The organism is Amycolatopsis pittospori, from assembly GCF_013870525.1.
Taxonomy (GTDB): domain Bacteria; phylum Actinomycetota; class Actinomycetes; order Mycobacteriales; family Pseudonocardiaceae; genus Amycolatopsis; species Amycolatopsis pittospori.
The window spans coordinates 1-11,888 of sequence record NZ_JACBXD010000071.1 but is presented as its reverse complement, the minus strand read 5'-3'; the positions used below and the strand labels follow the sequence as shown (position 1 = coordinate 11,888).

12 protein-coding genes are annotated in these 11,888 nt (G+C 69.6%); 5 read left to right on the top strand and 7 right to left on the bottom strand.

Annotated elements, in window-relative coordinates; all coding sequences use genetic code 11:
* Positions 1-45 precede the first annotated feature (45 nt).
* On the top strand, positions 46-615 hold the full coding sequence (locus tag H5J31_RS30120) for a TetR/AcrR family transcriptional regulator (protein WP_181776046.1): 570 nt from the start codon (positions 46-48) through the stop codon (positions 613-615).
* 51 nt (positions 616-666) lie between these two features.
* Entirely contained in the window at positions 667-1,554 is an 888-nt protein-coding gene (locus H5J31_RS40470) for a CPBP family intramembrane glutamic endopeptidase (protein WP_181776045.1), read from the top strand.
* 47 nt (positions 1,555-1,601) lie between these two features.
* On the opposite strand, the gene H5J31_RS30110 is transcribed toward H5J31_RS40470, so the two are convergent.
* Positions 1,602-2,651: an NAD(P)-dependent alcohol dehydrogenase gene (locus H5J31_RS30110; RefSeq protein ID WP_181776044.1), complete on the bottom strand. Its 1,050-nt coding sequence runs from the start codon at positions 2,649-2,651 to the stop codon at positions 1,602-1,604.
* Between the two features lie 89 nt (positions 2,652-2,740).
* Between H5J31_RS30110 and H5J31_RS30105 the strand changes: the two genes are divergently transcribed.
* Complete coding sequence (locus tag H5J31_RS30105) at positions 2,741-3,343, top strand: TetR/AcrR family transcriptional regulator (protein ID WP_181776043.1); 603 nt, start codon at positions 2,741-2,743, stop codon at positions 3,341-3,343.
* 6 nt (positions 3,344-3,349) lie between these two features.
* Here the strand turns inward: H5J31_RS30105 and H5J31_RS30100 are convergent, their stop codons facing one another.
* The 6 genes from H5J31_RS30100 to H5J31_RS30075 all read right to left on the bottom strand — a co-directional run bounded on the left by H5J31_RS30100 (position 3,350) and on the right by H5J31_RS30075 (position 9,820).
* Entirely contained in the window at positions 3,350-3,811 is a 462-nt protein-coding gene (locus H5J31_RS30100) for an ATP-binding protein (protein ID WP_181776042.1), read from the bottom strand.
* Positions 3,812-4,255: 444 nt separating this feature from the next.
* Positions 4,256-6,496 (bottom strand): heavy metal translocating P-type ATPase, encoded by a 2,241-nt coding sequence (locus H5J31_RS30095; RefSeq protein ID WP_181776041.1) that lies wholly within the window; start codon positions 6,494-6,496, stop codon positions 4,256-4,258.
* Positions 6,493-7,404: a hypothetical protein gene (locus tag H5J31_RS30090; protein WP_181776040.1), complete on the bottom strand. Its 912-nt coding sequence runs from the start codon at positions 7,402-7,404 to the stop codon at positions 6,493-6,495. Before H5J31_RS30090 ends, H5J31_RS30095 begins: the two co-directional genes overlap by 4 nt.
* Before the next feature lie 41 nt (positions 7,405-7,445).
* Positions 7,446-7,652, bottom strand: a complete 207-nt coding sequence (locus H5J31_RS30085) for a heavy-metal-associated domain-containing protein (protein WP_181776039.1) — start codon at positions 7,650-7,652, stop codon at positions 7,446-7,448.
* A 118-nt stretch (positions 7,653-7,770) separates the two neighbouring features.
* Positions 7,771-9,129 carry a sensor histidine kinase gene (locus H5J31_RS30080; RefSeq protein ID WP_328701651.1) on the bottom strand — a complete coding sequence of 453 codons (1,359 nt, stop codon included), beginning with the start codon at positions 9,127-9,129 and terminating at the stop codon, positions 7,771-7,773.
* 16 nt (positions 9,130-9,145) lie between these two features.
* Entirely contained in the window at positions 9,146-9,820 is a 675-nt protein-coding gene (locus H5J31_RS30075; RefSeq protein WP_181776037.1) for a response regulator transcription factor, read from the bottom strand.
* Between the two features lie 101 nt (positions 9,821-9,921).
* Between H5J31_RS30075 and H5J31_RS30070 the strand changes: the two genes are divergently transcribed.
* Both H5J31_RS30070 and H5J31_RS30065 read left to right on the top strand, forming a co-directional pair.
* On the top strand, positions 9,922-10,650 hold the full coding sequence (locus tag H5J31_RS30070) for an ABC transporter ATP-binding protein (RefSeq protein WP_181776074.1): 729 nt from the start codon (positions 9,922-9,924) through the stop codon (positions 10,648-10,650).
* A partial coding sequence (locus H5J31_RS30065) for an ABC transporter permease (protein WP_181776036.1) occupies positions 10,650-11,888 on the top strand: 1,239 nt, incomplete at its 3' end. The genes H5J31_RS30070 and H5J31_RS30065, both read left to right, overlap by 1 nt.

Genomic DNA, 11,888 nt, shown 5'->3' with positions numbered 1-11,888 from the left:
TAGTCAAATGGGTTCCGAATCGGTGGGCGAGGTACGGTACCGACCATGAGTGAGGGTGTGGTCACCGAGACGGGCGTCCGGGCGCGGACCCGGCGCGCGATCCTGGACGCGGCCATCGAGACGTTGACCAGGCAACCGAACGCCACCCTGGCCGACATCGCGGCCGCGGCGAACGTCGGGCGCACCACCGTGCACCGCTACTTCCCGGAGCGCTCCGACCTCATCGACGCCGTCAGCTTCGACGCCCTCGACAAGATCTCCCAGGGCACCGAACGCGCCCGCCTCGACGAGGGTCCGGCCCCGGCCGCGCTCGCCAGGCTGTGCCAGGAGTATTTCGAGTTCGGCGACGTCTTCCAGTTGCTCTTCACCATGCCGGATCTGATGACCCGCCAGGAGTGGCAGGAAGAGAGCGACGACGACCGCGCCATCTTGCGGCTCATCGAACGTGGGCACACCGAAGGCACGATCGAACCGGCGATGACGAAGGAATGGCTTCTGCAGCTGCTGTGGAGCCTGCTCTACACGGCGTGGGAAATGGCGCGCGACAAGACACCGAAGCACGAGGCGCTCACTTTGTGCTTACGCAGCCTCGAAAAAGTGATCGCGGCCGACTGAGTCCTCCGAAGTGATGACGCGGATTCGTGTCGCTTCGATGATCCTTTACCCGTGAAGGAAAAGACCGATACCCGGACGGCGGTGACCTGGGGAGCGCTCGCCGTGTTCATCGCCGCGCCCGCCTTGCTGCTGGCGACCGGGCACGACACGATCAAGCCTTCGTCCGATTCGGACAAGGAGCTTTCGCTCTGGGGTGCCGTACTTCCCGCACTGGCGGGGATGCTGCTGATCCGCGCGATCCCGCCCCGCGCGCCCGCGCTGCTCGCCGAAGTCGGCGATCGCCGCGTGCTGCACCGGCAGACGACGGCGTTGGCGCTCATCGCCTTCGTGTGGCCACTGGCGCTGTTCCTGGCTTCGATCGCGGGACATCAGGCGTTGATCCGCGACATCTGGGCGCTCGCCAAACCGCTCGTGTTCCTGATCCTCCCGGTGGTGCTGATGCGAAACCTACGGCCCGGCGGGGAACCGGATCCGTTCCGGCTGCGGCCCGCGTGGTGGCCGCGGCGGAGCTGGCAATGGCTCGCACCTGTTCCGGCGGTACTGGTGTTCGGCTGGCTGCACCTCGCCGGCCCGTTCTCCGCGCCACTGCCCACCTCGGCCGACTATCCGGATCCGGCGGTGCTGGCCGTGGGCGCAACGCTGACTTTTTTCACCGCGAACGTGCTCGAAGAGGTCTTCTTCCGCGGCATGCTGCAGACCCGGTTGGAGGCGCTTTTCGGCCGGTGGCCGGGAATCCTGCTGGCGTCGCTGCTGTTCGCCTGGCTGCATCTGCCGACACACGGCCAAGGAGGCGGGCTCCCGCTGACCCTCGGCGCGATCGTGGCGTTCCAAGGGGTCTTCGGGCTGCTCGCCGGCTACCTGTGGTCCCGGTACCGGAATCTGTGGGCACCCATCGCCGCGCATACCGTCGTGAACACGGTGCCGCTACTGCTGATGTGACGCGGCGACCGGTCTTCCTCGGGGGGAAGACCGGTCGCCGAAAGGGTTTACGCGCCGATGGTCGCCGCGTCGATGACGAACCGGTAGCGCACGTCGCTGTTCTCGACCCGGTCGTAGGCCACGTTCACCTGGTCGGCCGAGATCGTCTCGATCTCCGCGCCGATCCCGTGCTCGGCGCAGAAGTCGAGCATCTCCTGGGTCTCGGCGATGCCGCCGATCATCGAACCGGCGAGCACCTTGTTGCCGCCGAGGAGCGAGAAGGCGTTGTACGACAGCGGTTCGCCGGGCGCGCCGACGTTCACCATCGCGCCGCCGACCCGCAGCATGCCGAGGTAGGAGTCGACCGGCAGCGTCGCCGAAACGGTGTTGAGGATCAGGTCGAAGCGGCCGCGCAACGTCTGGAACGTCGACGCGTCACCGGTCGCGAAGTAGTCCTTCGCGCCCAGCTTCAGGCCGTCTTCCTGCTTCTTCAGGCTCTGGCTGAGGACAGTGACCTCGGCGCCCATGGCGACCGCGATCTTGACCGCCATGTGACCCAGCCCGCCGAGGCCGACGACGGCGACCTTCTTACCCGGTCCGGCGCCCCAGCGGTTCAGCGGGGAGTAGGTGGTGATGCCCGCGCACAGCAGCGGCGCGGCGACGTCGAGGCCGATCCCCTCCGGGATCCGGCAGACGAACCCGCCCTTCACGACGATCTGACGGCTGTAGCCGCCGTAGGTGTTCTCGCCGTCGAAGCCGACGCCGTTGTAGGTCTGGATGTTGCCCTTGACGCAGAACTGCTCGGTGCCCGCGAGGCAGTACTCGCACCCGCCGCAGGAGTCGACCATGCAGCCGACCCCGACGCGGTCACCGACCTGGTACTTCGTCACGCCCGAGCCGACCGCGGCGACGACACCGGCGATCTCGTGCCCGGGGACCATCGGGAAGATCGCGCTGCCCCAGTCCTCCTTGACCTGGTGGATGTCGCTGTGGCAGATCCCCGCGTACGCGATGTCGATCAGCACGTCGTCCGGACGCAGGTCGCGGCGCTCGATCGTCGTCGTCGACAGTGCGGCGCCCGGGGACGGCGCGGCGATGGCGTGCGTGGTCGTCGTCATGAAACCCTCCGAGAAAACAGTGAGACCATGTAAGAGGTCACTTACAACTAGCGTAAGAGGGCTCTTACATATTCCGCGACCGGGACGGTGTGATCCACGACATGGGCGGCAAGTACCACCACGGCGATCTCCGCGCCGAACTCGTGCGGGTTTCGCTCGACCTGATCGCCGAACAGGGATTGGGCGCGTTCTCGGTCGCCGAGGTCGCGCGGCGCGCGAAGGTCAGTCCCGGCGCCCCGTACCGGCACTTCCCGGACAAGGAGAGCCTGCTCGCGGCCATCGCCGCGAGCGTCGCGTGCCAGCTGGCCGACAGGGTCCACGACGCCATCGAGACCGAGAGCGACCCCGTCGCCGCGCTGGCCGCGGCCGCGGGCGCGTACACGGGCTACCTGATCGAACGCCGCGCCGGGATGAACATCATCTACGCCGACGGCCTGCAAGGACCGGAACACGCCGCGCTGCACGAGCAGACCCGGCGGCTGACCGACCAGTTCGTCATGCTCTGCCTGACCGTCGCCGACCGTCCGCAGGACGGGCTCGAACTGATGGAACAGCTGTTCACCCAGGCGCACGGCTACGGCACGTTCTACCTCGACGGCGTCTTCACGAAGCAGGGCTATTCCCGGGAAGTCGTCGTCCGGAAGTCGGTCGAGGCCGCACGCGCCGCCATCGAGGGCCGCACGAAGACGTGACGCGGTTCAGCTCCGTGAGCGTCTCCTACGCACGCGAGGGAGGGCTTCGGGGCAACCGCCGTCGCAGCGGATGTGCGCCCAGACGATCTTCCCGCCGCGTACCGACTCACGCCGGACGCCCCACTGAACGGCCACCCCGTCGACCACCAGAAGCCCGCGTCCTCGCGGATCCTCGATCTGCGAAAGGCGGGCCCGTGGCTGTTCGATGCTGACGTCCGCGACCTCGATGCGGACCGCGCACGGCGCGACCCCGCGCCACACCTGGATGTGACGTGCGCCACCACCGTGAAGGTAGGCGTTGGCGACGAGTTCCGTGGCCGCGAGCAGGACGTCGTCGCGGTGGCCGTCGCCGAGGTCGGGAAGGCATCTGACCACCCAGGCCCGCATGTCCGGTAGCGCCTTGGGCGTCGTGGCCCGCAGGTCGAGCACCCAGGTTCCTGGAACCGGATGCTCCGCGACACTGATCATGGAGACATCCCTCCCCTCGCACGGCCTCGCTGCTGAAGTCGCACAAACGGGTTACCCAGAACATCCGGCGATCAACCCGTCGGCGCCGTGGCGAACAAGACACCCGAGGTCGGCGAGGCGCGATACCCGCCGGCACCGTCGTCACTACGGCATCGACCGGCGACCGAGGTGACGACCGCCGAACCGTGCGGGAACAGGCCTGAGAGCACGGTTTCGTGACAGACGCCGACCAGCATCGTTGTCGCCGCTTCGACATCTCCGGAAATCCTGCCGAGTTTCCCTTCCCCACGAAGGTATCCGGCGAGCCGATCGTGCGAGCAACCCGGCGAACGCGGGCAAGATCTCCTTGTGCAGAGCCAAACCGTGGTCGATCTCGCCGAGCGTTTTCGGGGAACCCCTCCAGTACGAACGCGCGTTCGTACTGGAGGAGAACTGTCCGCCTCGTCAAGCGATGCTCCGGAACCCCCGCAACCGCAGGCTGTTGAACACCACGAAGACCGAGCTGAAGGCCATCGCGGCACCGGCGATCATCGGGTTGAGCAGGCCCGCCGCCGCCAGCGGAAGAGCACCGACGTTGTAGGCGAAGGCCCAGAACAGGTTGCCCTTGATGGTGCGCAACGTCCGCCGCGAAAGCCGGATCGCGTCCACCGCCGCCCGCAGGTCGCCGCGGACCAGGGTCAGGTCGCCCGCCTCGATGGCGACGTCGGTGCCCGTGCCCATCGCCAGGCCGAGGTCGGCCTGGGCCAGCGCGGCCGCGTCGTTGACGCCGTCACCGACCATCGCCACGACCTTGCCCTCGCCCTGCAACCGTTTGACGACGTCGACCTTGTCCTTCGGCAGCACCTCGGCGATCACCGTGTCGATCCCGACCTCGGCGGCCACCGCCCGTGCCACCGCTTCGTTGTCGCCGGTGAGCAGCACCGGGGTCAGCCCGAGCGCGCGCAGCCGCGTGATCGCCTCGGCGGAAGACGCCTTCACGGTGTCCGCGACGACCAGCACCGCGCGGGCCTCGCCGTCCCAGCCGACCACGACCGCCGTCCGGCCGAGTTTCTCCTCCGCCGCCTTGGCTTCCGCCAGGTCGGCCGTCAGGTGGTGACTCCACTGCTCCAGCAGTGCGCTCCGGCCGACCAGGACCGCCGAACCGCCGACGACTCCTTGCACACCAAGGCCTTCGAGGCTGGTGAACCCTTCGACGGCCGGGAGTTCCCCGACACGTTCCCGCGCCGCGCGGGCGATGGCCTGCGCGATCGGGTGCTCCGACGCGTTCTCCAGCGCCCCCGCCAGCCGTAGTGTCTCCTCGGTGTCGACACCTTCGGCGACGTGGACGGCCACCAGCGACATCTGCCCGGTGGTCACGGTGCCGGTCTTGTCGAGGACGACCGTGTCGACCGCGCGGGTCGATTCCAGCACCTCCGGCCCCTTGATCAGGATCCCCAGCTGCGCGCCGCGTCCGGTGCCCACGAGCAGCGCGGTCGGGGTCGCGAGGCCCAGTGCGCACGGGCAGGCGATGATCAGCACGGCGACCGCCGCGGTGAACGCCGCCTCGACCGAACCGCCGGTACCGAGCCAGAACATCAGCGTCCCGACGGCGAGCGCGATCACGATCGGCACGAAGACCGCCGAAACCCGGTCCGCCAGCCGTTGAACCTGCGCCTTGCCGGTCTGCGCCTCCTCGACGAGCTTCGCCATCTGCGCCAGCTGCGTGTCGGCACCGACCCGGGTCGCGCGGACGACGAGCCTGCCGCCCGCGTTGACCGTCGCCCCGGCCACCGTGTCGCCGGGGACGACCTCGACCGGGACGCTCTCGCCGGTCAGCATGCTCGCGTCGACCGCCGAAGCGCCTTCGGTGATCACGCCGTCGGTCGCGATCTTCTCCCCCGGCCGCACCACGAACTCCTCGCCCACCGCGAGTTCGCCGATCGGGACGCGCACTTCCTTGCCGTCACGCAGAACCGCGACGTCCTTCGCGCCGAGTTCGAGCAGAGCCCGCAGCGCCGCCCCGGCCTGCCGCTTGGACCGCGCCTCGAAATAGCGTCCGGCGAGGATGAACGTCGTGACGCCGGCGGCGACCTCGAGGTAGATGTTGCCGTCACCGGCCATCCGCTGCACCGTCAGTTCGAAGGGATGCGTCATCCCCGGCTCCCCGGCGGTACCGAACAGCAAGGCGTACAACGACCACAGGAACGCCGCCAGCGTGCCCATCGAGATCAGGGTGTCCATGGTGGCCGCGCCGTGGCGCAGATTCGCCCACGCCGCCTGGTGGAACGGGAACGCCGCCCACACGATCACCGGCGCGGCAAGCACGAGGGAGATCCACTGCCAGTAGGTGAACTGCCAGGCCGGCACCATCGCGAGCAGGATCACCGGCACCGACAGCACGGCCGAGCCGATCAGCCGCTGCCGCAACGGTGCGCTCGGGTCGGCTTCCTCGGCTGCGGCATCTTCCTTCTCCACCGTGGGCAAAGCCGCCGAATACCCGGCCGCCTCGACCTGCTCGATCAGCCGCCGCGGCTCGACGTCCGCCGGGAAGCTGACCTTCGCCTTTTCCGTGGCGTAGTTGACCGTCGCGGTGACACCGTCGAGTTTGTTCAGCTTCCGCTCGATGCGCATGGCGCACGACGCGCAGGTCATCCCGGTGATCGCGAGTTCGACCTCGGCGTTCGCGGTCTCGGTCTGCGTGCTCATCGGTGACTCCCTTCCCCGGTGGTGACGGTGAATTCGGCGGTGCGGACCCGGCCCTGGTGCTGGAAGTCCAGGAAGAGCCGGTAGGTCCCAGCCGTAGGGACCTCGGCGTAGAAGGTGACCGCGGGGCCTGGTGCGGTCCGGCCGTCACCGGGTTCGCCGTCCGGGTGGACGTGCAGATAGGCGAGGTCGCCGCCGCGCAGCGCGACCAAATGCCCGTAAGCGCCCAGATACGGCTGCAGATCGGTGACGTCGCGGCCGTCCTTGGTCACGGTCAGCTTCACCTTCGACGACGTGCCCGGCGTGAGTGCGCCGTCGAGGTGGACCTGGTAGCCGTCGACCTCCGCGCTGTGCGAAGACCGGTATTCGGCCGGCCGGAAGTCGCCGGCCGCGAAGAGGTCCGCTCCCAGGGTCGTCGCCTCTCCCCCACTGGGTTTGAAGTCGGCGAAGACGCGATAGGCACCCGCCTCGCGTACGGAAAGCGGCACGGTCCACGTGCCGTCCGCGGCGAGTTCGGGGTGCACGTGCTGGAAACCGGCGGTGTCGCGGCGCACGACGATGAGGTGCATCCGCTTTTCGTGTTCGACGTCGTAGGCGGTCACCGGCGCGCCGTCGGCGCCGAGGATCCGGAAGGAGAAGGGACCGGTCGTTCCCGGGGTGAGCGTCGTGGTGGTGGGCGTGAGGGTGTAGCCGCCCCTGGACGACGCGAGCCCGGCGGGCTCGTGTTCCTGCTTGACCTGCGCGGCCTCCGCGACAGAGCCGCTGTGGGTGTCCGAGTGCCCGGCGTCCTCACCACCGGGCACGCCGGCGGCGCCGGCGAACGGACCGACAGCGGTACCGGCCGCCCAGCCGCCACCGGCGACCAGGGCGAGCGCGACACCGTAGGCGGAGAGCTTCGCTGCTGTGTTCATCGTGCAGTCCTTAGTGCGGGTGCCACCCGCGATCGTGGAGCTCAGGCGGTCAGCGTGTATCCGGCTTCTTCGACGGCGGCGCGGACGTCCGCGGCCGCGGGTTCACGGGTGCCGGTGACGGTCACGGCGCCGGTCGGCAGATCGACCAGGACGCCGGTGACGCCGTCGATCTTGGCGACCTCTTCGATGACCGAGCGGACGCAGTGGTCGCAGGTCATCCCGGTGACGGTGTAGGTCGTCTCGCTCATCGTGGCTCTCCTTCTTTCCCGGCGGCCCGGTGCCGCTCCGGGACCTACCGTACATACCCCAGGGGGGTACCGCAACGACCTGAAGGTACCCCAGAGGGGTATCGTAGGGCGATACTGGTCACATACCCCTGGCGGGTACGCGGGCGACCAGTCGCGCGCCGGTCTCACTGTCTTCCACGCGCAGTGATCCGCCGTGCCGGACGGCGATGTCACGGGCCAGCGTGAGGCCGAGTCCGCTACCTCCCGCGTCCCGGGTCCGGGCGTCGTCGAGCCGGGCGAAGCGGTCGAAGACCCGCTCGCGGTCGGCGGCGGGGATGCCGGGGCCGTCGTCGATCACTTCGAGGACCACCTCCCCGCCTTCTCGCCGGAGCCGGACGGTGACGGACGACCGCGCGTGCCGCACGGCGTTGTCGAGCAGGTTGCGCAGAAGGCGTTCCAGCTGCACGGATTCGCCGACGACCGGGGCCTGTCCGTCCACATAGGACACCACGGTCGGCCCGTCGGGTTCGAGCGCGCGTTCGGCGACCTGCTCCCCCACCACGTCGGCTAGGTCGACGACGCCGTCCGGGGCACCACCCGCGTCCACGGCCAGTTGCAGCAGATCCGCCGTGATGCGCTGCAAGCGCTGGACGTCGAGCAGCGACCGGCGGGCGACGGCCTGCCAGTCCGCGCGGTCGGCATGGGTGAGCGCGACCTCCAGGCCGGTCCGGAGACTCGCCAGCGGGCTCCGGAGCTCGTGGCTGGCATCGGCGACGAACCGTTCCTGCTGATCGTGCGACCGCTGCAGCCTGTCGAGGGTCGCGTTCGTGGTGGTGGCCAGCCGGGCGACCTCGTCGCGGGACGGCGGCACCGGCACCCGGCGGTCCAGCCTGCTCCCGCTGACCTCGGCCAGTTCGCGGCGGATCGCCTCCACCGGCCGCAGCGCCCGCCCGGCCGCGAGCCACGCGACCAGTGCGGTGACCAGCACCGCGAGCGGCACGAAGAACATCAGGGTGTCGTCGAAGGTCCCCAACGTCCGGAGCGTGTCCCACGGCAGCACGAACAGGTAGAGCGTGACGCGGCGCGGACCGTCGTCGACGACCTTGCCCACCACGGTGTACTCGCGATACTCACGCCACTGCGGGTGGTCGCCGGGCTTCAGTGTCGCCTTCGTGGTGATCGTCCAGTTCGCGGGCGCTCCCGCGGGCGCGGGCGGCAACGGCGTCCAGGCGGGATCCCAGCGGCGCAGGTTCTCGCTGCTGACCAGGGCCCTGCCGGAATCGTCGACGACCTCGAACAGCGCCTCGCCTTGGAGTACCGAAGTCAGCGCGGGCAGCCCGGCCGGGTAGACGTCGGCCATCCTGTCGAGCTGGGTTCGCGTCGAGCTCACGGCGCTGCCCGACAGTTGCGCGCTCAGCAGCTCCCGGGTACCCAGCCAGCCGAGGAGGAAGACAATCGCGCAGAGCGCCGCCGCCGAGAGCGCGGTGCTCCGCCGCACCGACGCCGGCCACCACTTATTCATCGGTGACCAGCCGGTATCCGGCACCGCGGACGGTGGCGATGGTGCGCCGTCCGAACGGCGCGTCCAGCTTGCGCCGCAACGCGCTCACGTAGACCTCGACGATGTTCGGATCACCCCGATAGGCCAGATCCCAGACCTGTTCGAGGATGTCCTGCTTCGTCGCCAGCTGCCCACCGTGCCGCAGCAGGCATTCCAGCACCGAGAACTCCTTGGTGGTCAACGACACCGGCGTCCCGGCACGGCGACAGGTCCGTTTCGCCGGGTCGAGCACGAGGTCGCCGAACTCCAGTACGCCCGCCGAGCCCGCGGCACCCCGGCGGGTGAGCGCGCGCAGCCGCGCGGTGAGCACCACGTACGAGAACGGTTTGCTCAGGTAGTCGTCCGCCCCGGTGTCGAGCGCCTCCGCCTCGTCGTACTCGCCGTTCTTCGCCGTCAGCATGAGGATCGGTGTGGTCACCCCGCGCTCCCGCAGCGCCGCGCAGACGCGGTAGCCGTTCAGCTTCGGCAGCATGATGTCCAGCACGATCACCTGGTAGGGGAAGAGCTGCGCTAGTTCGAGGCCTTCGAGACCGTCGTGGGCGAGGTCGACCGCGTAGCCGTCGGCCTCGAGTCCCCATTGGAGGGTCTCGGCCAACCGCTTTTCGTCTTCCACCACGAGCACGCGCATACCTTGATCCTCCCAGATCCCCGCCGGGCTTCCTGAAGCGTTCTTCAGGTTGTTTCAGGAATCGTTCAGGTGCTCCCGGCCATGATCGTGGAATGAACACAATGGACGGTCCCGCCGCGGGCGCGGTGGACGTAGTGAAGGTCTATGGCCGAGGCGACACGGCGGTGCGGGCGCTCGACCACGTGACGCTGGACTTCCCGCGCGGCCGGTTCACCGCGATCATGGGACCGTCCGGTTCGGGCAAATCCACCCTCATGCACTGCCTCGCCGGTCTGGACACAGTGGACGGTGGCCGGGTGCGGATCGGACGGACGGAGCTGACCGGCCTCTCCGACGCCGCGCTGACCAGGCTGCGCCGGGACCGCGTCGGCTTCGTGTTCCAGTCGTTCAACCTCCTGCCGACCATGACGGCGGAGGAGAACATCCTGCTCGGGCTCCGGCTCGCGGGCCGCCGCCCGGATCCGGCGTGGTTCGGCACCGTCGTCGACACCCTGGGCCTGCGGCAACGGCTGCGGCACAAACCGGGCGAGCTCTCCGGCGGCCAGCAGCAACGGGTGGCCTGCGCCCGCGCCCTCGTCGGCAGGCCGGACGTCGTGTTCGCCGACGAACCCACCGGAAGCCTCGATTCTCGTTCCGGCGCCGAGGTACTCGGTTTCCTGCGCACCTCGGTCCGCGAACTCGGCCAGACCGTGGTGATGGTGACCCACGACCCGATCGCGGCGTCCTACACCGACCACGGGGTGCTGCTGGCCGACGGCCGGATCGCCGCGCGGATCCCCCACCCGACCGCCGACGCCGTACTCGGCGCGCTCACCGGTCTGGGGGCGTGATGCTGCGAACCGTCCTCGCCGGACTCAAGGCCCGGCCGCTGCGTCTGCTGCTGTCGGCCATCGCCGTGACCCTCGGCGTCACCTTCGTCGCCGGGTCGTTCGTCCTCGGAGACGCCGTCGGCGCCGGGCTGCGGGACGCCGTCGCCTTCGAAACCCGCGGCGTGGACGCGTCGATCAGCTCCACCCGCCGCGTCGCACTCGACGACACGATGCTGGCCGAGGTCCGCCAGATCCCCGGAGTCGCCGCCGCCGACGGCCGGGCCACCGTCAGCGCCCCGATTCTCGACGCGACCGGCCGGCCGAAGGACGCCGCCGCGACCGCGTCGGGCACCGACGAGCGGCTGCGGCCCTATGACCTGACCGACGGCCGCTTCCCCGTCGGCCCTGGTGAAGTCGCCATGGAGCGGCACAGCGCCGAGGACTTCACTGTGGGTCGGACCGTGACCGTGTTCGACACCTCCGGCGGACGGCATCCGCTGACGCTGACGGGGACGTTCAGCCGCCCCACCGACTCGGGACTGGGCGGCGCGAATCTGGTGGTGTCACCGGAAACGCTGCGAAAGTTGGATCCCAGCGCGACTTTCGGGCAGATCGTCGTGCGCGCCGAGCCGGGCGTCGCTTCCACCGCGCTTGCCAAAGATCTGAAGCAGGCCTTGGGAGTCACCGCGGTCACCGGTAAGGAGGCCGCCGCTCAGCTGCTTCGCGAGACCGCGCCGAACGGGGCGGGAATGGCGGAGTTCTTCACCGCGTTCGCCGTACTGTCGATGGTCGTGGCCGCGATGGTGATCACGAACTCGTTCACCATCCTGGTGGCGCAACGGTCGCGGGAACTGGCGTTGCTCCGCTGCGTCGGCGCCGGCAAACGGCAGGTCTTCGCCGGCGTGCTCGCCGAGGCGGCGGTCGTCGGCGGGATAGCGTCCGTGGTCGGCTTGTTCGGCGGGCTCGGCGTCGCCGCCGCACTGCAGGCCGTCGCGGGTCAGGAGAACGTGTACGTCCCGCTCACCACCCGCACGACGGTCGCCGCGCTCGCGATCGGCGTCGGCGTCACGACGCTCGCGGCCGCCATCCCGGCCTGGTCCGCGACCCGGGTCCCGCCCGTCGAAGCACTCCGCACTCCGACCGAAGGCAGGTCGGCCCGCGCCGGACGACCCCGGGTGATCGCCGCGGCGGCGCTGTTCCTCTCAGGCGTCGGCGCGGCCGTCCTGGCACTTCAGTCCACTGTGGAGGACGGCGCCGCA